The following is a 24705-nucleotide window of genomic DNA, read 5'->3' on the forward strand; positions in this document are numbered from 1 at the left end:
ACGTCTCCGACCTCATACGAGTGCGAGCGTCAAGCCCTCAGCCAGGCCGTCGCCTCCGCCGGCAGGGCGCCGCCGCGAAGCGGCTGGGTGCTCAGCAGCACGGCATCCGCATCCGCGCCGAGATCGAACGGCTCGGTGCCGAAGTTCGTCACGACCTGCCAGCCGTTCGGTCGAGCGAAGCGCAGCACGTCGGGCCGGCCGGTCTCACGCCACTCGAGCCTCTCCTCCGTCTGCAGGCGACGGCGCAGTCCCAGCGCCTTCCGGTAGAGCGAGAGGGTGGATGCCGGATCCGCCGCCTCGACATCCACCGCGTACTCGGCGAACCACGACGGCTGGGGCAGATGCGCGCCGTCGGAGCCGAAGCCGAACGACGACCCCTCGGCGCTCCAGGGCAACGGCACTCGGCATCCGTCGCGGCCGAGTCCGTCGAACTCCGCGCCACGGAAGAACGCGGGATCCTGACGCTGCTCGGGCGAGATGTCGGCCACCTCGTGCAGCCCGAGCTCCTCGCCCTGATACAGGTAGGTGCTGCCGGGCAGGCCGAGCAGCAGCATCGTGGCCGCCTCCGCGCGCCGGCGCCCCTGCGCGCGATCGAGCTGGTCCTCGGGACCTCCGGCGGCCACCCACTCCGTGCCCTGCTTGACCGGCCGGCCGTTCAGCGGCGGCAGCCCGTAGCGTGTGGCATGCCGGGTGACGTCGTGGTTCGAGAGCACCCACGTCGTCGACGATCCCGTTGCATCGGCCTGCGCGAGGTTGACCGTGATGAGACGGCGGAACTGCTCGGCGTCGAAGTCGGCCTCGAGCAGATCGAAGTTGAACGCCTGGCCGAGCCCCTCGGCCGACGCGTACCGGGCGCGCCGCTCTGGCGTCTGAACCCAGGCTTCGGCGACGGCGGTGCGCGGCGGGTCGTACTCGTTGAACACCTGGCGCCATTCGGCGTACACCTCGTGCACGTCGTCGCGATCGGTGATCGGGTGCTGACCGGTGGTGCTGTCGATGGCCTCGAGCTCGGCGCGGCTGGGCAGCGGCTCGGTGAGGTCCTTGGTGAGCATGTGGGCGACGTCGATGCGGAAGCCGTCGACACCGCGGTCCGACCAGAACCGCAGGGTCTTCAGGAAGTCGGCGCGCACCTCGGGGTGCGACCAGTTGAGGTCGGGCTGCTCGACGGCGAAGTGGTGGAAGTACCACTGCCCGTCCTCCACCCGCTCCCAGGCCCCGCCGCCGAACACCGACAGCCAGTCGGTGGGCGGCTCGCTGCCGTCGGGACCGGTGCCCTCGCGGAAGATGTACCGCTCCCGGGCTGCCGACCCGCGCCCGGCGGCCAGCGCCTCCTGGAACCACTCGTGCAGGTTCGACGAGTGGTTCGGGACGATGTCGACGATGACGTGGATGCCGCGCTCGTGCAGCGCCTGAACCATCCGGTCGAACTCCTCGAGCGTGCCGATGCGGGGGTCGACGTCGCGATAGTCGGCCACGTCGTAGCCGCCGTCGGCGAGCGCGGAGGGATAGAAGGGACTGAGCCACACCGCGTCGATGCCCAGCTCGGCGAGGTAGTCGACGCGGGAGAGGATGCCGGCGATGTCGCCGATGCCGTCACCGTTGCCGTCGGCGAAGCTGCGGGGATAGATCTGGTAGACGGCGGCCTGGCGCCACCACGTGGTGGGGTCGACGGTGCTCTGCTCGGCGAGGGACGGGTCGGTCATGAATCTCCTTGACTGGGGGTTTGGGTCGGTGTTCTGGTGGGTTGCGGAGCCTGCTCCCCTGGATTGCTGAGCCTGCTCCCCTGGGTAGCTGAGCCTGCCGAAGCATCAGCCCTTCACGGCGCCCTGGGTGACGCCCTCCATCACCCAGCGCTGCGTGAACAGGTAGGCGACGATCGCGGGCGCCATGGCCATGAGGTACGAGGCGAAGGCGACGTTGTAGTTGTTGCTGAACTGGTTCTGGAACAGGTTCTGCCGCACGGGAAGGGTCTGCAGGTTCGGATCGGAGATGATCAACGACGGCATCATGAAGTCGTTCCACGCGTAGAGGAACGCGAAGATGCCGACCGTGGCGCTCATCGGCGCGAGCAGCGGGAAGATCAGCTTCCAGAACGTCTGCCATGTCGTCGCGCCGTCGATGCGGGCGCTCTCTTCGAGCTCGATGGGGATCGAGCGCAGGAACGCGGTGAACAGCAGCACGCTGAAGCTGAGCTGGAACATCGTGGCGAGGATGATCACGCCCATGGGGTTGTCGAGCCCGACTCGGCCGGTCAGCTGGATCTGCGGCAGCGCGACGACGGGAAACGGGATGAACATCGCCGCGAGCAGATAGAAGAAGGAGTACCGGAAGAACCGCCGGTCCCAGTTGCGCACGATCGCGTACGACGCGAAGGCCGCGAGCACGATCGTCGCGATCACCGTCCCGGCCGTGACGAGCATCGAGATCGCCGCGCCGACGGGGAACTTCGTCAGGGTCCACGCCTGCACGAAGCCGTCGACGCTGAACGGCGCCGGCAGCGAGAACGCGTTGCCGTCGACGGCCTGGCCGGTGGTCTTGAACGCCATCGAGATGGTGACGTACAGAGGCAGCAGCACGGTGACCGCACACAGGATGAGGATGATGGTGCCCGACCAGTTGACGCGCTCCATCGCCGTGCGCGACGGCGTGGTCGGTGTGCGCTCGGTCAGTGCGCCCGGGGTGGCCGAGGTGAGAGCGGGCTGGGTGGTCATCAGAGCGCATTCCTTCCGCGCGTCAGCGAGAGCTGGAGCAGGGATATGAGCACGGCGACGATGAAGAAGATCGTCGCGTTCGCCATCTGGTAGGCGTAGTCGCCGCCGTTGAAGCCCGCGATGATCGTCATCGCGACGCTGCGGGTGGCGGTGCCCGGGCCGCCGTTGGTGAGGCCGACGATGATGTCGTAGGCGTTCAGGAAACCCTTGAACCCGAGGATGACGTTGATCACCACGTAGCCGGCCACGAGAGGGACGGTGATGCGCATGAGCTGCTGCGTCTTGGTCGCACCGTCGATCGACGCGGCCTCGTACACGTCGCCGGGCACAGAGAGCAGTCCCGCGATGTAGATGAGCATCGTGCCGGGGATCGCCTGCCACGCCGTGACGATGACGATGGCGACCCAGGCGAGGTCGGGGTTGGCCAGCAGGCTGGTCTGCAGCCAGCCGATGCCCGTCGCCGCGCCGGCGGCGGGGATCGAGTTCGAGAAGAGGAAGTTGAAGACGTAGGCGATGATGATGCCCGAGATCACCATCGGGATGACGAAGATCGTGCGCAGGCCCGTCTTGAACCGGATGCGCGAGGTGAGGCCCACGGCGAGCAGGAACGCGACGAAGTTCACGACGATCACCGTCGCGATCGAGAACCCGAACGTGAACAGGTAGCTCTGGAGGATGGCCGGGTCGCTGAACATCGCGATGTAGTTCGTCAGGCCGTTGAAGCTCCAGTCGCCGAGCCCGATCGAGTCGGTGAAGCTGAAGAAGATGCCGATCACGCCGGGGACGGTGATCGCCAGGGTGAACAGCACGAGGGTGGGGACGAGGAAGAAGTAGTAGATCGGCTCGACCCGACGACTGCTGCGTCGGCGGGTGCGATCGCCCTGCGTGATGACCGTGGACGTGGTGCTCATTCTGCCGACTCCTTCGTCTGGCTGGTGGGCGCAGGGGCGCGGAAGGCGATGCGCGCCCAGTCGGCGTCCATCGTGCGCAGGATGTCGTCGGGATCGGCCCCGAGCACCATGGCCTGCGCGTAGTTGAACACCGGGATCGTCTTGGGAACGAGAACCGAGGGGCCCTGGTAGACGCGGCCTTCGTCGTAGTACTCGATCATCCCCTCGATGCGCGGATCATCCGGCGCGGCGGCGTCTTCGAGGGGGGTGAAGCCGAGCTGCGATGCGTTGTACTCCTCGATGTGCTCGGGCTGGTAGAGGTACTCGAGGAAGTCCCGAGCAGCCTCTTTGTGGCGAGACTCCTCGGGGATCATCGCCGCGAGGTCCACGTTGACGCGCACGGCGAGGTCGTCGGGGTCGTCGGTCATCGGCAGCGGGAAGGTGCCGAGCTCGAGGTCGGGGGCGGTCTTGGCGATCTCGCTGAACGCCCACGGCCCCTGCAGGTACATGGCCGCCTCCCCCTTCGAGAAGGCGAGGTTGCCGTCGCCGTACCCGCGACTGGGGGCGTCGTCGTTGGTGTACTCGGACGCGAGCGTCAGCATCCGGTCCATCGGCTCAGCGAAGTCCTTCTGGAACGAGACCTCCGACTCGGGGCCCACCTCGGTGCCCTCCTTCGCGAGGGCGTCGAAGAACTCGAGCACGTCGAGCGACCCTCCGACCGAGTAGTCGTACCAGCCCTGACCCACCGTCCAGTCGTCTTTGAAGGTGCCGTAGAACGGAGTGATGCCGGCCTGCTTCAGCTGATCGGCGACCTGCAGCAGCTCGTCCCAGGTGCGCGGGACCTCGAGGCCCTGCTCGGCGAAGATCTGCTTGTTGTAGATGACCGACGCGGCCATCACCGAATAGGGCAGTGCGCTGGTGCGCCCTTCGCATGACCCGTACTGCTCCATGAGCGGCTGCAGATCCTCGCGGACGCTCTTCGCGGCGTCGGTGCCGCCGAGATCGCTCAGCGCGCAGCGCTGCACGAAGCGCGCGACCTCGTAGTTGTAGTTGGCGAGCATGATGTCGGGCGGGTTTCCGCGCACGAAGCTGGCCGAGACGACGTCGACGCCGGATGTGTCGATCTCGACGCGCACGTCGTCCTGCGAGGCGTTGTAGTCGGCGACGAGCTTGGTCATGAACTCGATCGCCTCGCGTTTGCTGAAGGTGAAGCGGATGGTCTCGCGGCCGTCCGACGAGCACCCGACCAGGGCCGAGCCGAGCAGCGCGAGCGTCGCGGCGCTCGCCGCGATGCGCACCGCGCGAGGAGATGTGGCAGACACCGTCGTCCTTCCGACCTGAATATCCGGAGAGTAAATCTAGTGACTAGATTTAGTCGCTTGCCCGGTACTCTCTCAGAGGGAAGGGAAGAGGTCAAGAGCTGTGAGCGATATCTCCGCAGATCTCGGCACCGGCAGAGCCAGCGTCGGAGCGGTGCTCGACTACGCCTGGACCGCGGGAGAGTTCACGGCGACGGATGCCATGGCATCCACCGCCATCACCCGATCCACCGCCATCGAGGCGCTCGCGACGCTGGTCGGCGCAGGGATCCTCACCGAGCTGCCGAATGCGCGGGCGGCCGGCGCGTACCGGGCGGGCCGGCCGGCGCGCCGCTTCACGCTCTGCCCCGATCTGGGCGTGGTCGCCGGCATCGACGCCGGCGACACGCACCTCGCTGTCACGATCGCCGACCTGCTCGACACCTCCCTCGCGCATCGCCGCGTCGACCTCGATCCCGAGCAGACGCCTGATGAGCGCCGCGCCACGATCCTGCAGCACCTCGAGCAGTCCCTGGCCGACGCCGGGCGCACGCGCGAGTCGCTGCTGTCGATCTGCGTGGGCGTCGCCGCCCCCGTCGACCGGGACGGCACCTCTCCCCCGCACCGCCAGGGGTTCTGGGAGCGGACCAACCCGGCTCTCGCGACGGCGCTCAGCGACTGGGCGCCGGTCGTCGAGGTCAAGAACGACGCCCTCCTCGCCGCCGTCGCGGAGGGCTCGCTGGGCGCCGCGGTCGGATGCCGCGACTACGTCGCCCTGCTCGCCGGCGAACGCTTCGGCGGCGGAGTGGTCGTCGACGGTCACCTGCTGCACGGAGCGCACGGCGGCGTCGGCGAGGGCGTGGTGTTCGACCACATCATCGGCGTGGGCTCGGCCTTCGGCCTCAGCTACGCGGTGCAGGACGAGGTGCGCGCCGCCGTCACCAGCGACGAGATCGACTGGCGTGGGCCGGTGGGGCGCCTCTCGGACGGGGCGCGCATCGACCCCCGCGTGGTGCTCGTCGCGGCTGCCGAGGGGGACCCGGATGCCGTGCTCGTCTGCTCACGGGTCGGCGAGAAGCTCGCGCGCATCGTGGGCGTGCTCGGCAGCATGTACGACCCGGCTCGCGTGATCGTGTGCGGCGCGATCGCCGAGAGCATCCAACCGGTGATCACAGCGGCTCGTGCGATGCTGCCCGCTCAGATGCACCTCCCGGCCCCCGATCTGCTCGCCTCATCGCTCGGTGCCGAGGTCGTCTCGCTCGGCGCGGTGGCCACGGCACGGCGGGCGGCGCGCGAGCGCGCCGTGCCTCTGCTGGCCGAGCGCAGACTCGCGACGGTGTGATCGCGCGTCGACGCGCTCGAGTGCGCCGCGTCAGAGATCGGGATCGAAGCTCGCATTCAGGCCGGCGTCGAACTCGTCGTCGTCCGCTTCGTCCCTGGGCCGAGGATAGAGACGGTGCGAGCGCAGCTTCTCGGCCTCGACCGAGAAGTCCGGATCCGCTCCGTCGGACGTCTGCGGGCCCACGAGGAGATCGTTGCCGACACCGACGAGCAGGTCGGCGCTGTCTTTGACGCCGTTGATCACGACGGGGATGTGCAGCGCCTCCGTCTCGCCCTCCCGCGCGATGGCAGCCGCGAGCTCCACCAGCGCGTCTGCGACATCATCGGTGGTGATCAGCTGCTGGCCGGCGTAGGAGACGAGTTTCATGCCGAAACACTGCCAGAGCGATGCGCCGAGCGCCGCCTGGGTTGATATTCCTCTTGTGATGGGATAGCCGGCGCACTCAGTCGACGAGCAGTGCGGGCTCCTCGAGGATCGAGGCGACATCGGCGATGAACCGACTCATGCCGTCGCCGTCGATGACGCGGTGATCGAACGATCCCGACACCGTCGTGACCCAGCGCGGGCGCACCTCGCCGTCGACCACCCACGGCTTCTGGGCGATCGTGCCCATGGCGACGATGCCGGCCTCGCCGGGGTTGATGATCGGGGTGCCCGCGTCCATGCCGAAGACGCCGATGTTGGTGATCGTGATGGTGCCACCTTGCTGGTCGGCGGGGCTCGTCTTGCCCTCGCGCGCCGTGAGCGTGAGTCGGTTCAGCGAGCGCGCGAGATCCTTCATGCTGAGGTCCTGCGCATCCTTGATGTTCGGCACCAGCAGACCGCGCGGAGTCGCGGCCGCGATACCCAGGTTCACGTAGTGGCGCACGACGATCTCGGCACCAGAATCGGTGTCGACCCAGGCGGCGTTGACCATCGGAGTGCGGCGGGCGGCCCAGATCACGGCACGGGCCATGATCAGCAGCGGTGAGACGCGGATGTCGGCGTAGTCGGGCGAGGCCTTCAGCCGCTTGACGAGATCCATGGTTCGGGTCGCGTCGATCTCCTTCCACACCGTCACGTGCGGGGCGGAGTACGCGCTCTGCACCATCGCCGACGACGTCGCCTTGCGCACGCCCTTGACCGGGATCGATTCGGAGCGCCCCTCATCGATCTGCGGTGCGACCGGCAGCTTCTCCTCGCGGACAGCGCTGCGCGCGGGCGTCTCGATGTTGCGGAACACGCTCGCCTGCTCGGCGTGCTTCACGACATCGTCACGGGTGACCTCGCCGTCGGCGCCTGTCGGTATCACCTCGGTGAGCTCGACGTTCAGGTCGCGTGCCAGCTTGCGGATCGGCGGCTTCGCGATCACGCCGACCGACGAGCGCACAGGACGCTCGGCCGGCTTGCGGCGGCGCGAGGTCGCCCCTCCCCCGGTGCCGTAGCCGACGAGCACCGACCCGCCGCCCTCGTCGGTAGCCGGCGGAGCCGCGGGATCCTTGGGGTTCGCCGCGATACCGGCATCCGCCGCCTCGGCCTCCGACACGAACGTGATGATCGGCGACCCGACCTCGACCGTCACGCCCTCGGCGACCAGCAGCTCACCGACGACACCGGCGTGCGGCGAGGGCAGCTCGACCAGCGACTTCGCCGTCTCGATCTCGCAGATGACGTCGTTGATCGCGACGGCGTCGCCGGGCGCGACCTTCCATGCCACGAGCTCGGCCTCGGTGAGACCCTCGCCGACGTCGGGAAGAGTGAAGGTTTCGGTGGTCATGAGAGATGTCCTCCGTCGGGGATCAGTAGGCGAGCGAGCGGTCGACGGCGTCGAGGATGCGATCGGCATCCGGCAGGTAGGTGCCCTCGAGCTTGGCGGGCGGGAACGGCGCGTCGAAGCCCGACACCCGCAGCACCGGGGCCTCAAGCGCGTAGAACGCGCGCTCCATGACCGTCGCGGCGATCTCGCCGCCGACGCTGGTGTGCCCCGGGGCTTCCTGCGCGTAGACCATGCGCCCGGTGGAGCGCACCGAATCGAGGATCGGCCCGTAGTCGACGGGTGAGAGCGAGCGCACGTCGACGACCTCGCAGCTCGTGCCCTCGGCCTCGGCGAGCGCGGCCGCCTGCAGCAGCGTCGTGACCATCGCACCGTGGCCGACGAGGGTCACGTCGCTGCCGCGGCGCACGATGCGCGACGCGTGCAGCGGCAGAGCCGATGCCTCGAACTCGACCTCGCCCTTCTGCCAGTAGCGGCTCTTCGGCTCGAGGAAGATCACCGGATCGTTCGAGCGGATCGCCTCCTGGATCATCCAGTACGCGTCGTTCGACGTCGACGGCGAGACCACCCGCAGGCCCGGGGTGTGCGCGAAGTACGCCTCGGGGCTCTCCTGGTGGTGCTCGACGGCGCCGATGTGCCCGCCATACGGGATCCGGATGACGACGGGCATCGACAGCGCACCCTCGTGCCTGTTCGTGAGCTTGGCGAGCTGCGACGTGATCTGGTCGAAGGCGGGGAACACGAACCCGTCGAACTGGATCTCGACCACGGGACGGAATCCGGCCATGGCCAGCCCGATCGCCGTGCCGACGATGCCGGACTCGGCGAGCGGGGTGTCGAGCACGCGGCGATCGCCGAAGTCGCGCTGCAGGTGCTCGGTGATGCGGAAGACGCCGCCCAGGCGACCGATGTCCTCCCCCATCAGCAGCACCCGCGGGTCGTCCTCCATCGCCTTTCGGAGACCCGCGTTCAGCGCCTTCGACATCGGCATCGATTCGATGGTCATCAGTGCGCCCCTCCCTCGAACGAGGCCTCGTAGTCGTTCAGCCATGCCTTCTGCTCCGCCATCAGCGGGTGCGGGTCGCTGTACACATGGTCGAAGATCAGTGATCGCTCCGGTGAGGTGAGGGTGACGGCGCGGCTGCGCAGGTCTTCGGCGGCGTCCGCCGCCTCGGCATCCGTCTGCTCGAAGAGGGATGCCGGCGCGCCCCGCCCCTCGAGGAAAACGCGCATGCGTGCGATCGGGTCGCGCTGCGCCCACCGCTGCTCCTCGTCGGAGCCGCGGTACTTCGTGGGGTCATCACTGGTCGTGTGCGCGCCCATGCGGTACGTCACCGCCTCGATCGCGCGCGGGCCGAGGCCGCTGCGGGTCTCGTCGAGCAGCGCGCGCGAGACGGCGTAGCTGGCGAGCACGTCGTTGCCGTCGACTCGCACCGACGGGATGCCGTACCCCGCGCCACGGCCGACCAGCGGCACCTTCGACTGCGTCTCGACGGGCACCGAGATGGCCCAGTGGTTGTTCTGCAGGAAGAACAGCACCGGGGCGTCGTAGCTGGCGGCGAACACCATCGCCTCGTGCACGTCGCCCTGACTGGAGGCGCCGTCGCCGTAGTAGACGACCACGGCCTCGTCGCGCTCGACATCACCCGTGCCGGTGCGGCCGTCGAACGTGAGACCCATCGCGTATCCGGCGGCGTGCAGGGTCTGCGACCCGAGCACCAGCGTGTAGATGCGAGTGTTGCCGTTCTTGGCGTCGGTGGGGTTCCAGCCCCCGTGCGAGGTGCCGCGCATGACCTTGAGGATGTCGACGGGGTCGACGCCGCGGATGCGGGTGACCGCGTGCTCGCGGTACGAGGGGAACAGCGTGTCCTGCGCGCGCGCGGCGCGGGCGGATCCGACTTGAGCTGCCTCCTGGCCGCGGCTCGGCGGCCACAGGGCGAGCTGGCCCTGGCGCTGCAGGTTGGTCGCCTGCGTGTCGATCGCGCGGATGACGACCATGTCTCGGTAGAACTGCTCGAGCTCGGCGTCGGTGAGCGCGTCGATGAGCGGCAGATAGCGCTCGGCGGCAGCCGAGGGGGCGTAGCTGCCGTCGTCGGCGAGGACGCGAACGAGGGGTGCTTCGATCGGGGTCACCCAACCACGCTACCCACGTCGGCATGCCAGGTCACGCATACCTAGGGGCCCCTAGTAAGTGCCCGGCACCTGGACTTCTCGTGTCAGAGCAGCGACTTGGCGACGGCCAGCACGCGGTCGATCGACTCCTCTTCACCGACCGAGATCCGGATCCCGTCGCCCGGGAAGGGGCGCACGATCAGGTCGGCGGCGTCGAATGCGGCGGCGACCTCGTCGGTGCGCTGGCCGGCGGGCAGCCAGACGAAGTTCGCCTGCGAGTCGGGCACCTGCCAGCCCTGCGCGCGCAGGCCGCCGACGAGGCGCGTGCGCCGCTCGACGATCACCGAGACGCGCTCGCGCAGCTCGGCCTCGGCGTCGAGGCTGGCGATCGCCGCCCGCTCGGCCGCGCTGGTCACCGACAGGGGGATGCCGGTGGTGCGGGCGGCGTCGAGCACCCGCGGATGCCCGATCGCATAGCCCACGCGCAGACCGGCGAGCCCGTAGGCCTTGGAGAAGGTGCGCAGCACGACGACGTTCGGATGCCGATCGAAGAGGCGCTCGGCGAGCCCGTCGACCGCGTCAGGCGCGGTGACGAACTCGGCGTACGCCTCGTCGAGGATGATCAGCACGTCTCGCGGCACTCGGTCGACGAATGCCGCGAACTCGGCGCTCGTGACGATCGGGCCGGTCGGGTTGTTCGGCGTGCAGACGATCACCACGCGGGTGCGGTCGGTTACGGCATCCGCCATCGCGTCGAGATCGTGCCTGGCGCCCGAGGCGAGGGGCACCTGCACGCCCGTCGCGCCGGCCACCAGCGGAAGGCTGGGATACGCTTCGAACGAGCGCCAGGCGTAGACGACCTCGTCGCCGACCGACGAGGTGCCGAGCACCAGCTGGTGCAGGATCGAGACCGACCCGGCGGCGACGTGCACGGCGTCGGACTCGACGCCGAACCTCTCGCCGAGGCGGGCGCGCAGCGCCGCCGCGGAGGCGTCGGGATAGCGGTTCACCGGCGTGGTCGCCTGCAGCGCCTCCAGTACCGACGGGAGCGGCTCGAAGGGGTTCTCATTGCTCGAGAGCTTGAACGCCTCGGGGCCGGCCTGCTTGCCCTGGCGGTACGGCGGCAGGGCGGCGATCTCAGGACGGATTCGGGGCAGCATCGGCTCGGTCACGGCATCAGTCTAAGAGCGGCATCGGCCCCTGACGTGACAGGATCAGCACATGCGATTCCTCATCCGCGTCGTCATCAACGCCTTCGCCATCTGGATCGTCACGCTGATCCCGGTTCTCGGCGTGGGCATCCGGCCGTTCGCCCCGGGGGGCGACCTGCAGGTCGCGCTGACCCTGCTCGCCGTCGGCGCGGTGTTCGCTCTGGTCAACTCGATCATCGGCACGGTGATCCGCATCGTCGCGTTCCCGCTGTACATCCTGACGCTCGGGCTGATCTCGTTCATCATCAACGGTCTGCTGCTGTGGATCACCGCGTGGATCACCGGCGCGTTCAGCTGGGGGCTGACGGTGGAGTCGTTCTGGTGGGCGGTCGTGGCCGCGTTCCTCATCTCGGTGATCAACGCGATCCTCGGCGCCATCCTGCGGCCGCAGGAGAAGAAGAAGCGCCGCTGACGCGGAGCGGAGGCGCGGGCCCGGCCGCGAGGTGTCACGGTCTGGTCGCATGGAACTCGGTGCGTTCGACCGCGACGATGTCGTCGGCCTCTGAGCGCAGTGTCTCGTGCATGCGCTCGACGCGGACGTCTCCCGACGCGTCGGCGCGCGCGAGCGTCTCGTCGTAGGCATCGCGGAAGTGCGCGCCGAACGTCGACGGCTTCCAGTCCGACGCGTCGCCGCGCGAGATGGTCATGCTGTCGGACGAGCCGATGCTCGCGGCCGGAGCGCCCGAGGTGAGTCCGGCGCCGACGGGATCGTCGGGGTGGACGACCCGGATGAGCGTCTGCTCGGCGCCGAGCACCGGCACCGTGGGGCTCCCCACGGTCATCACCCGGGAGGTGCTGTACACACCGCTCACAGCCACCGCTGCAGCGATCGCCCCGCCCTGCGAATATCCGACCAGGTCGACGTGCGAGCCCGGCTCGGCGCCCGCCTGCCGCAGTGCCTCCATCGTCGCCGCGTACGCGGCGCTCTGCTCGCGGTCGACGTAGAGATCCCAGTTCGACCCGGAGTCCCAGGGCTCCTCGAATCCGCTGCGGAGGGTGCGGGTGCCGTCGACGTACGCGACGAACGACACGGCGCCGTCGGCGTGGGTGCGCTTCTCGACCGCGACCTGCGCGTCTCCGCCCGGCAGACGCTTCGTGAGCTGAGCGAGGGTCGTCGCCGCGCCGTCGATTCTCTTCGTCGATACCGGCCGCACCAGCACCGGCGGCGCCACTCCGCTGAGCCGCGTTCCGTTCATGATCGTGCCCGCACTCGTCGTGACGCGTGCGAGCAGCGGAGTGAGCAGCCACAGCGGCACCCCCATCGCGCTGTCGAGAAGAACCTCCACCAGCCGGTCGACGGGTGCGTCCAGCATCCCCGCGACCGACGAGCGTTCCCATGCGGCCGTCAGCTGCAGCGCCATCGCGTCGAGGGCGGGGTGGGATGCGACCAGCTCGTCGATCCGATCCTGCAGCTGCGCCGCCTCGACGGGGCGCTCCACTGCGAGAAGCTGCTGTTCGGAGCGCAGGTCGGCCAGTTCGAAGGCATCCGCCATGGTGGCGGTGCCGCGCGCGTCGTCGGCGAGCTCGTTCGCCTCGTCGGTCAGGCGCTGAGCCGCGGCCCACAGCCCGTCGACAACGACTCGGATGCCAGCGCCCCGCGTCGATGACAGGGAATGGTGCGCGCGGCGCAGGTCATCGGCTGCCGCACTCAGCCGCGCGACGGTCGCCGCCATCCGATCGGCGACCGCACGCATCTCGTATGGGTCGACGGCGATCGCCCCGCCGCCGGTGATCTCGACGCTCATGCGAGGGCCGCCAGGCATCCGTCGCGGTACGAGGCGATGTCTGCGCAGGCGACGTCGACCCGGCCGGCACGCCCGATCAATGCGGCACGCAGCATCCGCACCGCGGCCGCCTCCCAGTGGGAGTCGTCGATGAGCCGATCCAGCTCGCCCCGCACCTGTGTGAGAGTGTCGAGGGCATCGTCCAGCAGGCGGACGCCCACGAGCAGCGCGGCCAGCTCGTCGGCCGACGCGGACTCGGGCGGGGTGAGCGTGAGCATGCCTCCAGCCTGCGAGACCACGGCTCGCGGGCCCGCTCCGAACCCGGCGGCTGTGCATAAGTCGACGGGATCGGCGATTGGGGACCGAAGTGGTTGCGGGCACAATGGTGTGATGACCGACCCGGATCCCTTCCGCGTCATCTTCGTCTGCACAGGTAACATCTGTCGCTCCCCGATGGCCGAAGTGGTGCTTCGCGCGCTCTCCGCGCAGCACGGCCTCGGCGCGCGAGTCATCTCGCGCAGCGCGGGGACGGGCGACTGGCACGTCGGCGAGCGCGCGGACGGGCGCACCATCGAGGCGCTGAGCCGCCGCGGACTCGACGGGTCGACGCACCGGGCCAAGCAGTTCAGCGCGGCGTCCTTCTCGGACAACGACCTGATCGTCGCCCTCGACCGCACCCACGAGCGCATCCTGCGTGCCTGGGCGCGCAACGAGGACGACGAGGGCAAGGTCACGCTGCTGCGCGCGTACGACCCGCACGCGTCGAGCATGGATGTGCCCGACCCGTACTACGCCGGCCCTGAGATGTTCGATTCGGTGCTCGGTATGATTGAGACCGCCACCCGCGGCCTCTTCGCGCAGCTCGAACCGGCCGTGCGGGCATCCCATCGCCGTCTCGCGTGACGCGGGACCCTGAGCAGGAGGACCTGCCCTGACTTCTCTGCCCTCGCTCCCGACCCAGCCGCTCAGCCCTCTCGACGGCCGCTACCAGGCCGCCGTGTCCGGCCTCGCCGACTACCTCTCGGAGGCGGGCCTGAACCGTGCCCGCGTCGAGGTGGAGGTGGAGTGGCTGATCGCCCTCACCGACCGGTCGCTGTTCGAGACGACGCCGCTGGCGGACGCCGATAAGGAGCGCCTGCGCGCGCTGTACCGCGACTTCGGTCAGGCGGAGATCGACTGGCTGGCCGAGAAGGAGGCCGTCACCCAGCACGACGTGAAGGCCATCGAGTACCTGGTGCGCGATCGGCTTCAGGCGCTGGGCCTGGATGCCATCGCCGAACTCACCCACTTCGCCTGCACGAGCGAGGACATCAACTCGGCCTCATACGCGCTCACCGTGAAGCGCGCGGTGGAGAAGGTCTGGCTGCCCGCCCTCGACCAGGTGATCGCGAAGCTGCGCGAGCTCGCCGTCGAGCACGCCGACGCGGCCATGCTCTCCCGCACGCACGGGCAGCCCGCCACGCCCTCGACCATGGGCAAGGAGCTCGCCGTCTTCGCGTGGCGTCTCGAGCGGGTGCGCGGTCAGATCGCGGCATCCGACTACCTGGCGAAGTTCTCGGGCGCGACCGGCACCTGGTCGGCGCACCTGTCGGCCGATCCGGATGCCGACTGGCCGACCATCGCGCGCGAGTACATCGAGGGAATGGGCCTCGGTTTCAACCTGCTCACCACGCAGATCGAGTCGCACGACTGGCAGGTCGAGCTGTACGACCGGGTGCGTCACGCCGGCGGCATCCTGCACAACCTCGCGACCGACATCTGGACGTACATCTCGCTCGGCTATTTCGCGCAGATCCCCGTCGCCGGAGCTACCGGCTCGTCGACGATGCCGCACAAGATCAACCCGATCCGCTTCGAGAACGCCGAGGCGAATCTCGAGCTCTCGGGTGCGCTGCTGGGCTCGCTGTCGCAGACGCTGGTGACCTCGCGCCTGCAGCGCGACCTCACCGACTCCACCACGCAGCGCAACATCGGCGTCGCATTCGGGCACTCCCTGCTCGCGCTCGACAACCTGCGTCGCGGCCTGAACGCGATCTCGCTGCGCCGCGAGGTGCTGCTCGACGACCTCGACCACAACTGGGAGGTGCTCGCCGAGGCGATCCAGACCGTGATCCGCGCGGAGGTCGTCGCCGGGCGTTCGAGCATCAGCGACCCGTACGCGCTGCTCAAGGAGCTCACCCGCGGTCATCGCGTGGGAGCGGCGGAACTGACCGAGTTCGTCGAGAAGCTCGAGATCGGCGACGCCGCGAAGCAGCGCCTGCTCGCGCTGACGCCGGCGACCTACACGGGAATCGCCGAGCGCCTGGCTCGATGACGAGCCTCAGAGCGCGTCGGGGTCCGGCGCGTCGTCGCGCGGCATCAGCGCCGCGGCGAGCAGGGTGAGCGCGGCGAACACGGCGGCACCGACGAACACCCACGTCGAGGCCCACACGACGGTCGCGGGGTCGCCCGCGCCCTCTCCGGCGTCGAGCAGGGAGTTCGAGATGGCGCCGAGGACGGCCACACCGACGGCGCTTCCCGCCGATCGGGCGAAGCCGTTCATTCCCGTGACGGCTCCGCGTTCCCCCCAGCCGACCGCGGACTGAGCGCCGATCAGCGTCGGCGCCGCCGTCCACCCGAGGCCGAATCCGAGCACGAACGCGACGGCGGCGAACAGCAGCGGGTTCGGCCAGGGCGCGATGAAAACCAGACCCGCGGCCGCGATGGTCGTGATGGACATGCCGATCAGCACCGTGCGCCGGAATCCGATGCGCAGGTACAGCCTGCCGACGAGGGATGCCGCGAGCGGCCAGCCCATGCTCAGCGCCGCGACAGCGAGCCCGGAGATCAGCGGAATGGCGCCGCCCGCGCCCTCGAGATAGGCGGGGCCGAAGCTCGTCACGCCGATCGTGAGCGCCCCGATGCCGAAGGCGACAGCGGTGCAGGTGAGGATGAGACGGCGGGTGATGAGGGCGAAGTCGATGATCGGCTCGTCGGCCTGCTTCTCGACGAATCCGAACACGACGAGCAGCAGCGCGCCTCCGCCGAAGCAGATCGCGCTCTGCCACGAGAGCCAGGCCCAGGCGCTGTCGCCCTCGAGCAGACCGAGGATGATGCCCGTCAGTCCGAGCGTCAGCAGCACCGCGCCGAGGTAGTCGATCCGGTGCCGCTTCCGCTCCACGTTCTCGTGGTATCTCGTCACCAGCATCCATCCGGCCAGCAGGCACAGCGGCACGTTGACGAAGAAGATCCACCGCCAGGCATCCAGCTGCGCGAAGATCCCGCCGAGCGACGGTCCCACGACCGACGAGATCGCCCAGACGCTCGCCATGTAGCCCTGCACCTTGGCCCGCTCGGCGACCGTGTAGATGTCGCCCACGATCGTCATGGCCATGGGGCCCACGGCACCCGCGCCGAGCCCCTGCACGACACGGAACAGGATGAGCGTGAGCATGCTCCATGCGAAGCCGCACAGCACGGAGCCGGCCAGGAACAGACCGATGCCGATCAGGATGATCGGCTTGCGGCCGATCGTGTCGGCGAAGCGTGAGTAGATCGGCACGCTCACCGCCTGCGCGAGGAGGTAGACCGAGAACAGCCACGGGAACAGCTGATAGTCGCCGAGATCCCGGACGATCGTCGGGACGGCCGTGGCGAGGATCGTCGTGTCGATCGCGATGAGTCCGGTGGCGAGCATGAGCGCGCCGAGCACGGGGCCGCGCTCCGATCGCAGGCCGACAGAGGCGCGATCGACGGAGACGGTCATGACAGGGCCAAGGCGCTGCTGGTCGGATGTATTCCCGCTGCGGGTGGATCGACGGCGTGAAGTGACGGATGCTTGAGGGCACAGCCCTGAGAGGAGCGGCCGATGAGACGACGCATCGCACCCGCGCTGGCGCTCGGCGCGCTCGTTCTTGCGGGGTGCTCGACCCCCGGCATCCCGACGCCGCCCGCGGTCGACCCGACCGATACGGCGAACACCGAGCCGGTCACCCTCGCGTCGGGGCTGGCCGCGCCGTGGTCGGTGGTGCGCCTCGACGGCGGCGGGGCGCTGATCTCGCAGCGCGACGGCGGCGAAGTGCTCGAGCTGACGGCATCCGGAGACCTGCGCGAGGCGGGCGTCGTGCCCGGTGTCGTCTCGGGTGGCGAGTCGGGCCTGCACGGCCTCGCGCTGCTCGCCGATGGCGAGACGCGCTGGCTGTACGCCTACCACGGCGCGGCGGACGACAACCGGGTCGTACGGATGCGGCTGACCGGCGAGCCCGGCTCGCTGACGCTCGACGTCGACGCGGCCGAGGTGGTGGTCGCCGGCATCCCGCGGGCATCGAATCACGACGGCGGACGGATCGCCTTCGGGCCGGACGGGATGCTGTACATCGCCACCGGCGACGCGGGGCAGCGCGATCGTGCTCGGGATCGCGACTTCCTCGGCGGGAAGATCCTGCGGGTGACACCTGAGGGAGAGCCGGCTCGAGGGAACCCGTTCGGCTCGGCCGTGTACAGCCTCGGCCACCGTAACGTGCAGGGACTCGCGTGGGGTGACGACGGCACCCTCTGGGCGAGCGAGTTCGGGCAGGACACGTGGGACGAGCTGAACCGGATCGAGGTGGGCGGCGACTACGGCTGGCCCGACCATGAAGGGTTCGCGCGCGATGACGCGATCGAACCGGTCGCCGTGTGGGCGCCCGACGAGGCGAGCCCCAGCGGCATCGCCGTGATCGACGACGTCGTGTACGTCGCCGGTCTGCGCGGTGAGCGGCTCTGGATCTACGACACGACGACACCGAGCATCGAACCCTGGCCGGTGCACACGGGCGAGTTCGGCCGGCTCCGCGACGTGACCCCGGGACCCGGAGACACCCTCTGGGTGCTGACGAACAACACCGACGGGCGAGGATCACCGGGGCGCGACGACGACCGGCTGTTGCAGCTCACGCTGCCGGAGGGATGAGGCGGGTCAGGATGCCGCGGCCGGCCCGTCGCCGGCATCCGGACGCTCACCGCTCTTCGGCTCGCCGGTCGAGCTACGACCGGAGTCGGGCGACGACGGGTCGTGGTCGAAGAGCACGGGGCGATCAATGGTCCTGGTGACGTCGGCCGGATCGACCGCGAGCATGAGCATCGCCAGCCCGAGCAGGGTGACGATGAACGAGGCGCCGCCGATGACGAGACCCAGCCCCAGAGGGGTGAGTCCCTCGTAGGTGCCCTTGGCGATGGAGAGGTTCACGCGCTCGGTGAAGGCCCCGGTCGAGACGAGGGTCACGACGGTGGCGAAGACGCCGGCGGCGAGGGCGATGCCCACGAGGTGCAGCGGGCGCAGGATCTCCTTGCGCGTCGGCTTGTTGTCGGTCATGCCTCTCCTCGGTGGTCGGCCAGGCGGTCGGCCCCGGCGGTCGTCTCGCTCGTCGCGGTTCCCTTCGCGGCGGGCGCTAGTCCCGCGATGCCGAGGAAGACCGCCACGATCGCGGCGTAGCCGCCGAACAGTCCCACACCGATGATGATGCCGGTGAGCGACATGGCGTGCCCCTCGACCGCGTAGTCCTGCACGAACCCGACGGGGACGATCAGCAGCAGCGCCGCGAGCAGCAGCCCCAGCGCGCCGACGGTGATGGCGTCGCGAGAGCCATCCTGCCCGCGCGATCGGATGCCCGAGACCAGCTCGACGACGCCCGTCAGCGCCGCCCACGTGATCACGAGCACGAAGAACAGCGCGTCGGTGCGCCAGGCTGGGATGCTCGCGGCCATGCCGAGAACGAGCGTGATCGCGCCCATCAGCACCGATGGCCAACGCTGCCCCGCAGGGTGCACGATGATCGCGGCGACGATCAGCACCAGAGAGGTGACGATCGCGAAGCCGCCGAACACCGACAGGCCGATCGCGGCGGAGTGATCGGGAGAGAAGGTGATCATGAGGGCGGCCACGGCCGCCATCAGGGCGCGCGCGAGCTGCACGGTGCGCACGGTGAAAGGGCGCCCCGTAGCGGGACGCGCGGTGCGCGAGCGGGAAGCGGCGGGCATGACAGTCCTCAGATCGGTGACCCGACCAGTCTACGTCGCGCCGCCTTTGCGCCGCCTCGACGTGGGTGGGCGCGGGAGGGGTCGGTCGGCGTGCGGGGTCACTCCCGTACGGTTCGACGCCCCAAGGCCGTACGCAATCGACCCCGCAGCGCGGCCGAGCCTGCCGCGAGCGGCCGGGGCTGCCGAGAGCGGGGGCGACAGCACGCAAGCGGGCCGCGACCGTCGGACGCTTCGTGAATGAGCGCCTTCCGACCGCGGCCCGTGGAAGCGGGATCCGCTCGGGCTCGGATCGCTACGCCGCGGCGATGGTGCGGCGGTGGCTGATGCGATGCCCGACCCAGAAGCCGATGGCGATGAGGCCGGCGAGGCCTACACCCAGCATCCAGGGCAGCATCGACGGCGCCGCGCCCGCGGTGGCCGAGGCGAGCTGCACAGAGCCCGCCGCGAGCTTGCCGTTCCCGTCACTGAGGTCTGCCGCGCCGCCCGACAGCTCGCCACCACCCGCGGCCAGCTTCGCGGTTCCCTCGTCGACCGCGGCGGCGCCGTCGGAGAGCTTGCTCACGCCCGCACTGAGGTCGGATGCCCCGGTGCTGAGAGTCGACGTGCCCGCGGCGAGGTCTCCCGCACCGGCGTCGAGCTTGGCGGCTCCGGCGCTGAGACTCTGTGCACCGGTGTTCAACCGGTCGGCGCCGGACGACAGGGTGCCGAGTCCGGTGGTGAGATCGTTCGCTCCGGTCGAGAGCTTGCCCGTGCCGTCGCGCAGATCGCCCGCGCCCGCGGCCAGTGTTCCGGCGCCCGCCGACAGCCGGGCAGCGCCAGATGCGACGGCGGAGGTACCGGCGACGAGCTGGTCTCCCCCGGCCTTCAGCTTCGAGGCGCCCTCGGCGACAACGCCTGTTCCCGGCCACGGGATCGTGGCTCCATCGCTCGTGACCTCTCCGCCGTTCACCAGGAGGTTCGCCCCGCCGAGGACCCGGGTGGCGCCGGCGGATGCATCGGTCAGACCCTTCGCGAGCTTGGGAGCCGCAACGGTCGGACCCGACATCGCGGTGACCTGCTGGTTGACACCGGCCGCGAGAGCTGCGAGCGTCTTCAGGTTGGCGTCGGCGGGAGTGGCGTCCGAGAGCGCCTTGAGCTTCTCGGCGAGCGTCTTGGAGTTGTCGGATGCGGAGGTCGCGAGGCCGGTGAGCGCCGTCAGCGTCGCGGGGTCCGCGAGCGCGGTCACGTCAGCGGTCACTCCCTTGGAGAGCTCGGTGCTCAGCGTCTTCGCCCCGCCGAGCACCTCGCCTGCGATCGTGTGAGCGCCCGCGGTTCCCGCAACGAGTTCGCTCGCACCCGCGTTCAGCGTTCTGGCGCCGTTCATCACGTCGGCCGCACCCTTCGCGAGTTCGGCGGACTTCGCGGCCAGCTCCTGCGATCCGTCCGCCAGCTTCTGAGCGCCCGCGTGGGCGCTGCTCGCGCCGCCGGAGAGCTTGAGAGCACCGCCGTATGCCGACGAGGCGCCGGCGTCGAGCTTGGCGGCTCCGACCGCGGCGCTCGAGGCACCGGCGCTCAGCGAGGTGGCTCCCTCGGCGAGGGTCTGCGCGCCTGTCGCGGCGCTCGCGGCTCCTTCGCTGAGCTTTGTCGCGCCGGCGTCGGCATCCGTCGCGCCCTGCGCGAGAGCGGAGGTGCCGTCGGCGAGCTCACCGGCGCCGTCGGCGAGCGTGCTCGCCCCGGTCGCCAGCTGCGTCGAGCCGTCGTGCGCGGCCGACGATCCGTCGGCGAGCTCGGCGGCACCGGCGGCGATGCGGCCGGTCGTCGCGAAATACAGGAACACCATCGCGGCCAGCATGATGCTGAGCACGATGACCAAGACGCGCATGCCGATTCCGTGCGCGTGAGGGGTACCACTCGTCATTGAGCACTCCAGGGTCGGGGGGCCTCGTCGCCCTCGGTGAGCGTATGGGCGGATGCTCAGCCGCGACGGTACCTTGAATCCCGACACCAAGTTCCCTACTCGGTGACACTCGGTTTCTGTTTATCGCCTACAAAGACACGGCGGCCACGCGGTGTACGGCATCCAGCGCGGCCTGGGGATCAGGAGGCGACGCGGACAGTCTCGCCCGCCGTCCGCGCCGGTGTACCGCGCCCGGTCAGGCGCGGGGCGGCCGTCTTCGCCGTCTCGCGTGCCGGCTCTGCCGATGACGCAGCCGTTGCCGTCTCGCGTGCGGGCTCTGCGGATGACACAGCCGCTGCCGTCACGGGGTTCGGGCGGCGCACGGCACGGAGCAGCACCCGTGCGAGAGCTCCGACCACGAAGGCCGCCGCGAGCGCGCCCAGCGACACGAGCACCGGCGTCCACTCCGCGGCGAACGAGGCGCACAGGCTCAGCAGCGCGCCGAGGATCCACACGCCCACCCCGCCTCCCGCGAGCCCCGCCGCGCCGCGCGCGAGCGCGACTGCGGTCACGAGCGCACAGACGACCGCGAGAACTGCACCGGCGTTGCCTATCGGCACGAGCACCGCTGCCAACGTGTTGGCCACTGCAAGACTGGACATCGCTGACCCCCCGGTCATCCGCACACCGCATCGCGGCGTGCTCGTGACAGCCACGTTACGCGGGGAGATCCGGCTTGTGCGTCAGCCAGGGGAACGATTCGGCATCATCCTGACGGATGACACGTGAACGGCTGGAACCCGGATACTGACCTGCCGACCTCCCGGACGGGCGCCCGCGCGCGGTCAGCGCGGGCGGCGCACCTTCCGCGGCAGGCGCAGCGCGCTCAACCGGCCGACTACGACGGGCACGGGGGCGGTGAACACGGCATCCACCATCCGCGACCCCTCGGTCGGACCGATCACCGGCATGGGCGTCGTGAGCGTCGTCTCGACCGGCTCGACCGGCATGCGGCCGAACGCCCGATGCGCGGAGACGTACGCGGGGACGAGGATCGCGACTGCGCCGATCCATGCCAGCGGGTTGCTGAGCGCGACGCCGCCGAAGCCCCAGAAGGCACCCAGCGCGACAGCGGCGATCACGCGGGCGACCAGTTCGACCACGCCCGTGATGGTGGGGATGGCGACCCGGCCGACACCCTGCAGCACACCACGCAGCACGAACAGCACACCGAGGGCCGCGTAGCTCACGCCGTTGATGATGAGCATCTGATGGGCGAGGTCGACCACCCGCTCTGATTCGTCACCGACGAACAGCCGCACAACCGAGGCGCCGAAGGCGATCATGATCACACCGAGCAGCACAGAGGTGATGATCGACATCCACAGCGCCTGGACCGTTCCCCGGCGGATGCGGTCGGGGCGGCGAGCACCGAGGTTCTGCGCGGCGTACATCGACGACGCGAGCCCCAGAGAGGCGAGCAGCGCGACGGCGAGACCGTCGATACGGGATGCGGCGGTGTACGCGGCGACCGCGTCGGCGCCGAGCGTATTCAGCGCCACCTGCACCGCGAGGGCGCCGATCGCGATGATCGATGCCTGGAAGCCCATCGGCAGGCCGAGCCTGAGGTGCTCGAGGGCGTCGGCACGACGCACCCTCCAGTCGTCGCGGTGCACGTGCAGCACGGGCAGCTTCCGCCACAGGTATCCGAGGCAGAGCAGCACCGAGATGGCCTGCGCGATCACCGTGGCCAGAGCCGCACCTGCGACGCCCCAGCCGAGCGGCCCGACCATGAGGATCACGAGTCCGACGTTCAGCCCGCACGAGATCGTGAGGAAGACCAGCGGAGTGGTCGAGTCGCCGATCGCCCTGATGATGGCGGCCAGGTAGTTGAAGAACATGATCGTGCTGCCGCCGATGAATGTGACCTGAGTGAAGGTCGTGGCCTCGGCGAGCAGCTCGGACGGCGTCTGCAGCAGCTCGAGGAACGGGCGTGCGATGAGCGGACCGAGCACCGTCAGGATCAGGCTGGTGACACCGGTGAGCAGCGTGCCGGTGGCCACCGACCGGCTCACGCCCCTGGCATCCCCCGCGCCGAACGCCTGGGCGGTCGGGATCGCGAAGCCGCTGGCCAGACCCCACGCGAAGCCGATGATGAGGAAGATCAGGCTGCCGGTCGCGCCGACCGCGGCGAGCGAATCGACGCCGAGCTGGCGTCCGACGACGATCGTGTCAACGAACTGATAGAGCTGCTGCACGACGTTGCCGATGAGCAGCGGCACGGAGAAGAGCAGGATGACGCGCCAGGGGCGACCGGTGATGAGTGTGGTGGCCATGATGATCCGGGGACGGGAGAAGGGATGCCGGCAAAAAAGACGGCGGCACCGTGGATCGTCACGGCGCCGCTTCCGACAGTCTATCGAATCGTTTCGAAGAGGTCGACACCCGGCGATCTATTCCACTCCGCCGCACGCCGCCAGGGGCTTGCCCGCGACCCGTACCGTTGGGTAGTCCGGATGCATGACCCGCCTGCGTCGAAGCGACCCGCATGCCCCCGGAATCCGGCGCGTGCGTCACGGTCGCGGCTATAGGTTCCTCGGCGCGGACGGCGCCGCGGTCGACGACCCCGAGGTGCTCGGGCGACTGCGCGAGCTGGTCGTGCCACCCGCCTGGTCCGACGTGTGGATGTGCCCGTACGCGAACGGCCACATCCTCGCGACCGGCATCGACGCGGCCGGCCGGCGTCAGTACATCTACCACCCGGCCTGGCACGAGCGGATGGCGCGCGAGAAGTTCGATCGCATGCTGCAGCTCGCAGAGGTGCTCCCCGCCGCCCGTGGCGGCGTGACCCGCGACCTGCGCACCGACGGGTTCAGCCGCACGCGGCTGCTCGCCGGTGCGTTCCGGATGCTGGACTCCGCTCTGCTGCGCGTCGGATCGGAGCAGTACGCGAGGGCGCACGGCAGCATCGGGCTGGTCACCCTGCGCGGGTCGCACGCGCGCGTGCGCGGCGGCAGGATCGTCGAGCTGCGCTTTCCCGGCAAGAGCGGCCAGCCGTGGGAGTCCGAGGTCGACGACGCCGATCTCGCCGGGCTGATCGCTGGCCTGAAACGCCGTGGCGGCCGCTCACTGCTGCTGAGCTGGCAGGACGACACGGCGCGTGCCGCCGCATGGCATCCGCTTCGCGCGGCCGACATCAACGACGACGTCAGACTGCGCACCGGCGGCGATTTCACGGCCAAGGACTTCCGCACCCTGCACGGCACCATCTCGGCCGCCGTCGCCCTGGCCCAGATCGGCCTCAAGCCGACGGCGACGGCACGATCGCGGGCGGCCGCCCAGGCCGTGCGCGTTGCGGCATCCGCCCTCGGCAACACTCCCGCCGTCGCCCGGGCGAGCTACATCGACCCGCGCGTGTTCGACCTCTACGACGAAGGCGTGGTCGTCGACCCGACGCGCCGGGTCGAGGGGCAGCTGGTGACGCTGTTGGCCTGACTCTGTCAACCCGGTGGGCAGTACCGGATGCACGGGCTAGCGTCGCCCGCAACGATGGAGGAGGAGCGATGAACGACGACATGACGACAGACGAGCGCGGCGCCGACGACCGCGAACGGCGGGACGAGGCCCCGCAGGGCGCCGACACCGGGCAGGCGACGGACACCAGCGGCCGCTCCGGCGGCGGCGATCACCCGAGCCAGGCCGAGGGCGAGGACCCGGAGAACCCGCCCGCGCGGCCCGACCCCGACACGACGGGGCACCCCTCCCAGGCCGAGGGCTGAGATCGGGGCCCG

General features: G+C 69.9%; 24 protein-coding genes. 7 read left to right on the top strand and 17 right to left on the bottom strand.

Annotated elements, in window-relative coordinates; genetic code table 11:
• Window positions 1-29: 29 nt before the first annotated feature.
• From V2S05_RS09510 to V2S05_RS09525, 4 genes are all read right to left on the bottom strand, one after another.
• Window positions 30-1703: a glycoside hydrolase family 13 protein gene (locus V2S05_RS09510; RefSeq protein ID WP_413634911.1), complete on the bottom strand. Its 1674-nt coding sequence runs from the start codon at window positions 1701-1703 to the stop codon at window positions 30-32.
• Between the two features lie 105 nt (window positions 1704-1808).
• Window positions 1809-2711, bottom strand: coding sequence for a carbohydrate ABC transporter permease (locus tag V2S05_RS09515; RefSeq protein ID WP_413634912.1), 903 nt, complete (start codon window positions 2709-2711; stop codon window positions 1809-1811).
• Window positions 2711-3622 carry a carbohydrate ABC transporter permease gene (locus V2S05_RS09520; protein ID WP_271639125.1) on the bottom strand — a complete coding sequence of 304 codons (912 nt, stop codon included), beginning with the start codon at window positions 3620-3622 and terminating at the stop codon, window positions 2711-2713. Before V2S05_RS09520 ends, V2S05_RS09515 begins: the two co-directional genes overlap by 1 nt.
• The gene (locus tag V2S05_RS09525) at window positions 3619-4923 is read right to left on the bottom strand and encodes an ABC transporter substrate-binding protein (RefSeq protein ID WP_413634913.1); all 1305 of its coding nucleotides are present in this window, start codon (window positions 4921-4923) and stop codon (window positions 3619-3621) included. Before V2S05_RS09525 ends, V2S05_RS09520 begins: the two co-directional genes overlap by 4 nt.
• 100 nt (window positions 4924-5023) lie before the next feature.
• Between V2S05_RS09525 and V2S05_RS09530 the strand changes: the two genes are divergently transcribed.
• Window positions 5024-6241, top strand: a complete 1218-nt coding sequence (locus V2S05_RS09530; protein WP_413634914.1) for an ROK family protein — start codon at window positions 5024-5026, stop codon at window positions 6239-6241.
• A gap of 30 nt (window positions 6242-6271) precedes the next feature.
• On the opposite strand, the gene V2S05_RS09535 is transcribed toward V2S05_RS09530, so the two are convergent.
• From V2S05_RS09535 to V2S05_RS09555, 5 genes are all read right to left on the bottom strand, one after another.
• Complete coding sequence (locus V2S05_RS09535) at window positions 6272-6607, bottom strand: hypothetical protein (protein ID WP_413634915.1); 336 nt, start codon at window positions 6605-6607, stop codon at window positions 6272-6274.
• Between the two features lie 76 nt (window positions 6608-6683).
• Window positions 6684-7997 (bottom strand): dihydrolipoamide acetyltransferase family protein, encoded by a 1314-nt coding sequence (locus V2S05_RS09540; RefSeq protein WP_413634916.1) that lies wholly within the window; start codon window positions 7995-7997, stop codon window positions 6684-6686.
• A 22-nt stretch (window positions 7998-8019) separates the two neighbouring features.
• Window positions 8020-9000 (bottom strand): alpha-ketoacid dehydrogenase subunit beta, encoded by a 981-nt coding sequence (locus V2S05_RS09545; RefSeq protein WP_413634917.1) that lies wholly within the window; start codon window positions 8998-9000, stop codon window positions 8020-8022.
• Entirely contained in the window at window positions 9000-10127 is a 1128-nt protein-coding gene (locus V2S05_RS09550) for a thiamine pyrophosphate-dependent enzyme (protein ID WP_413634918.1), read from the bottom strand. Before V2S05_RS09550 ends, V2S05_RS09545 begins: the two co-directional genes overlap by 1 nt.
• 83 nt (window positions 10128-10210) lie before the next feature.
• Window positions 10211-11266 carry a histidinol-phosphate transaminase gene (locus V2S05_RS09555; protein ID WP_413635265.1) on the bottom strand — a complete coding sequence of 352 codons (1056 nt, stop codon included), beginning with the start codon at window positions 11264-11266 and terminating at the stop codon, window positions 10211-10213.
• A gap of 61 nt (window positions 11267-11327) precedes the next feature.
• On the opposite strand from V2S05_RS09555, the gene V2S05_RS09560 reads away from it, so the two are divergent.
• Window positions 11328-11729 (top strand): phage holin family protein, encoded by a 402-nt coding sequence (locus V2S05_RS09560; protein ID WP_271639117.1) that lies wholly within the window; start codon window positions 11328-11330, stop codon window positions 11727-11729.
• Between the two features lie 34 nt (window positions 11730-11763).
• Here the strand turns inward: V2S05_RS09560 and V2S05_RS09565 are convergent, their stop codons facing one another.
• The gene (locus V2S05_RS09565) at window positions 11764-13062 is read right to left on the bottom strand and encodes a hypothetical protein (RefSeq protein ID WP_413634919.1); all 1299 of its coding nucleotides are present in this window, start codon (window positions 13060-13062) and stop codon (window positions 11764-11766) included.
• Window positions 13059-13319, bottom strand: coding sequence for a hypothetical protein (locus tag V2S05_RS09570; RefSeq protein ID WP_413634920.1), 261 nt, complete (start codon window positions 13317-13319; stop codon window positions 13059-13061). The genes V2S05_RS09565 and V2S05_RS09570 overlap by 4 nt, the downstream gene beginning before the upstream one ends.
• A gap of 112 nt (window positions 13320-13431) precedes the next feature.
• On the opposite strand from V2S05_RS09570, the gene V2S05_RS09575 reads away from it, so the two are divergent.
• Together V2S05_RS09575 and purB are read left to right on the top strand one after the other, a co-directional pair.
• The gene (locus V2S05_RS09575; protein WP_413634921.1) at window positions 13432-13944 is read left to right on the top strand and encodes a low molecular weight protein-tyrosine-phosphatase; all 513 of its coding nucleotides are present in this window, start codon (window positions 13432-13434) and stop codon (window positions 13942-13944) included.
• Window positions 13945-13981: 37 nt separating this feature from the next.
• On the top strand, window positions 13982-15355 hold the full coding sequence (gene purB, locus V2S05_RS09580) for an adenylosuccinate lyase (protein ID WP_413635266.1): 1374 nt from the start codon (window positions 13982-13984) through the stop codon (window positions 15353-15355).
• Between the two features lie 6 nt (window positions 15356-15361).
• Here the strand turns inward: purB and V2S05_RS09585 are convergent, their stop codons facing one another.
• Window positions 15362-16786 carry an MFS transporter gene (locus V2S05_RS09585; protein ID WP_413634922.1) on the bottom strand — a complete coding sequence of 475 codons (1425 nt, stop codon included), beginning with the start codon at window positions 16784-16786 and terminating at the stop codon, window positions 15362-15364.
• Window positions 16787-16888: 102 nt separating this feature from the next.
• Between V2S05_RS09585 and V2S05_RS09590 the strand changes: the two genes are divergently transcribed.
• Complete coding sequence (locus V2S05_RS09590; RefSeq protein ID WP_413634923.1) at window positions 16889-17971, top strand: PQQ-dependent sugar dehydrogenase; 1083 nt, start codon at window positions 16889-16891, stop codon at window positions 17969-17971.
• Window positions 17972-17977: 6 nt separating this feature from the next.
• On the opposite strand, the gene V2S05_RS09595 is transcribed toward V2S05_RS09590, so the two are convergent.
• The 5 genes from V2S05_RS09595 to V2S05_RS09615 all read right to left on the bottom strand — a co-directional run bounded on the left by V2S05_RS09595 (window position 17978) and on the right by V2S05_RS09615 (window position 23250).
• Window positions 17978-18373, bottom strand: coding sequence for a hypothetical protein (locus tag V2S05_RS09595; protein ID WP_413634924.1), 396 nt, complete (start codon window positions 18371-18373; stop codon window positions 17978-17980).
• On the bottom strand, window positions 18370-19038 hold the full coding sequence (locus tag V2S05_RS09600; protein ID WP_413634925.1) for an acyl-CoA synthetase: 669 nt from the start codon (window positions 19036-19038) through the stop codon (window positions 18370-18372). Before V2S05_RS09600 ends, V2S05_RS09595 begins: the two co-directional genes overlap by 4 nt.
• A gap of 292 nt (window positions 19039-19330) precedes the next feature.
• Window positions 19331-20899 carry a hypothetical protein gene (locus tag V2S05_RS09605; protein ID WP_413634926.1) on the bottom strand — a complete coding sequence of 523 codons (1569 nt, stop codon included), beginning with the start codon at window positions 20897-20899 and terminating at the stop codon, window positions 19331-19333.
• 215 nt (window positions 20900-21114) lie between these two features.
• Window positions 21115-21561 carry a hypothetical protein gene (locus V2S05_RS09610; protein WP_413634927.1) on the bottom strand — a complete coding sequence of 149 codons (447 nt, stop codon included), beginning with the start codon at window positions 21559-21561 and terminating at the stop codon, window positions 21115-21117.
• A gap of 198 nt (window positions 21562-21759) precedes the next feature.
• Complete coding sequence (locus V2S05_RS09615; RefSeq protein WP_413634928.1) at window positions 21760-23250, bottom strand: MATE family efflux transporter; 1491 nt, start codon at window positions 23248-23250, stop codon at window positions 21760-21762.
• 184 nt (window positions 23251-23434) lie between these two features.
• On the opposite strand from V2S05_RS09615, the gene V2S05_RS09620 reads away from it, so the two are divergent.
• Both V2S05_RS09620 and V2S05_RS09625 read left to right on the top strand, forming a co-directional pair.
• Window positions 23435-24409 carry a DNA topoisomerase IB gene (locus tag V2S05_RS09620; protein ID WP_413634929.1) on the top strand — a complete coding sequence of 325 codons (975 nt, stop codon included), beginning with the start codon at window positions 23435-23437 and terminating at the stop codon, window positions 24407-24409.
• 68 nt (window positions 24410-24477) lie between these two features.
• Window positions 24478-24693 (top strand): hypothetical protein, encoded by a 216-nt coding sequence (locus tag V2S05_RS09625; protein ID WP_413634930.1) that lies wholly within the window; start codon window positions 24478-24480, stop codon window positions 24691-24693.
• The last annotated feature ends 12 nt before the right edge of the window (window positions 24694-24705 follow it).

It is taken from the genome of Microbacterium sp. OR16 (assembly GCF_047306725.1).
Taxonomy (GTDB): Bacteria; Actinomycetota; Actinomycetes; order Actinomycetales; family Microbacteriaceae; genus Microbacterium.

Coding starts and splice junctions, on each gene's coding strand:
- V2S05_RS09510 (WP_413634911.1), bottom strand. CDS start 1,703: ATGACCGACCCGTCCCTCGCCGAGCAGAGCACCGTCGACCCCACCACG.
- V2S05_RS09515 (WP_413634912.1), bottom strand. CDS start 2,711: ATGACCACCCAGCCCGCTCTCACCTCGGCCACCCCGGGCGCACTGACC.
- V2S05_RS09520 (WP_271639125.1), bottom strand. CDS start 3,622: ATGAGCACCACGTCCACGGTCATCACGCAGGGCGATCGCACCCGCCGA.
- V2S05_RS09535 (WP_413634915.1), bottom strand. CDS start 6,607: ATGAAACTCGTCTCCTACGCCGGCCAGCAGCTGATCACCACCGATGAT.
- V2S05_RS09540 (WP_413634916.1), bottom strand. CDS start 7,997: ATGACCACCGAAACCTTCACTCTTCCCGACGTCGGCGAGGGTCTCACC.
- V2S05_RS09545 (WP_413634917.1), bottom strand. CDS start 9,000: ATGACCATCGAATCGATGCCGATGTCGAAGGCGCTGAACGCGGGTCTC.
- V2S05_RS09555 (WP_413635265.1), bottom strand. CDS start 11,266: ATGCTGCCCCGAATCCGTCCTGAGATCGCCGCCCTGCCGCCGTACCGC.
- V2S05_RS09560 (WP_271639117.1), top strand. CDS start 11,328: ATGCGATTCCTCATCCGCGTCGTCATCAACGCCTTCGCCATCTGGATC.
- V2S05_RS09565 (WP_413634919.1), bottom strand. CDS start 13,062: ATGAGCGTCGAGATCACCGGCGGCGGGGCGATCGCCGTCGACCCATAC.
- V2S05_RS09570 (WP_413634920.1), bottom strand. CDS start 13,319: ATGCTCACGCTCACCCCGCCCGAGTCCGCGTCGGCCGACGAGCTGGCC.
- V2S05_RS09575 (WP_413634921.1), top strand. CDS start 13,432: ATGACCGACCCGGATCCCTTCCGCGTCATCTTCGTCTGCACAGGTAAC.
- V2S05_RS09585 (WP_413634922.1), bottom strand. CDS start 16,786: ATGACCGTCTCCGTCGATCGCGCCTCTGTCGGCCTGCGATCGGAGCGC.
- V2S05_RS09590 (WP_413634923.1), top strand. CDS start 16,889: ATGAGACGACGCATCGCACCCGCGCTGGCGCTCGGCGCGCTCGTTCTT.
- V2S05_RS09595 (WP_413634924.1), bottom strand. CDS start 18,373: ATGACCGACAACAAGCCGACGCGCAAGGAGATCCTGCGCCCGCTGCAC.
- V2S05_RS09600 (WP_413634925.1), bottom strand. CDS start 19,038: ATGCCCGCCGCTTCCCGCTCGCGCACCGCGCGTCCCGCTACGGGGCGC.
- V2S05_RS09605 (WP_413634926.1), bottom strand. CDS start 20,899: ATGCGCGTCTTGGTCATCGTGCTCAGCATCATGCTGGCCGCGATGGTG.
- V2S05_RS09615 (WP_413634928.1), bottom strand. CDS start 23,250: ATGGCCACCACACTCATCACCGGTCGCCCCTGGCGCGTCATCCTGCTC.
- V2S05_RS09620 (WP_413634929.1), top strand. CDS start 23,435: ATGACCCGCCTGCGTCGAAGCGACCCGCATGCCCCCGGAATCCGGCGC.
- V2S05_RS09625 (WP_413634930.1), top strand. CDS start 24,478: ATGAACGACGACATGACGACAGACGAGCGCGGCGCCGACGACCGCGAA.